This window comes from Psychrobacter sp. 1U2, from assembly GCF_051847575.1.
The window spans coordinates 1-598 of record NZ_JBPYDC010001454.1 but is presented as its reverse complement, the minus strand read 5'-3'; the positions used below and the strand labels follow the sequence as shown (position 1 = coordinate 598).

The window sequence follows — 598 nt, the reverse complement described above, 5'->3', positions numbered from 1 at the left end:
AACGATTTGCTATTAAAACTGGTAAAAGACGGTTATTTATCATTTGCGCGTGAGCTATTGCAAGAGCGCAAAATGATGGGATTGCCGCCTTATACCCATGCCGCGTTGATTCGCTGCGAAGGAAAAACTCTCGTCAGCACTAGGCAAGCACTCAAAGATGCCATATCTATTCTTCCAAATGCACACAACTTGGCAGTATTAGGCCCCATCGATGCACCTATGAGTAAAAAAAATAGTCGCTACCATGCGCAGCTGTTATTACTTGCCAAAGAGCGCCAGCAGCTCCACCATGTATTAAGTCACTGGTGGCAACCAGTACTGGCGCTACCCAGCGCTAAATACCTAAAACTGACTTTAGATATTGATCCCATTGGCTGGTAGGCTTACACCTCAAACTTATCACAGTTTACTCTTATTATTCTTAGGCTACTAAACGTATAGTCAATTCAAAATAACATGATTATAAATGGTTATAAATTGAAGAGTGCTACTGGAATGAATTTTGCGCAGCCTCTGTGATAACAGCACGCAAGGAAAATTTATACCAGTAGCACTATGTCATTTTTACAGTGAATCGACTATAGCTTACTGGCTTCAT

General features: G+C 41.3%; 1 pseudogene. It reads left to right on the top strand.

What is annotated here, in order from left to right:
• Positions 1 to 381, top strand: a pseudogene (locus tag ACS8FD_RS22595) (primosomal protein N'); the annotation flags it as partial.
• Positions 382 to 598 lie beyond the last annotated feature (217 nt).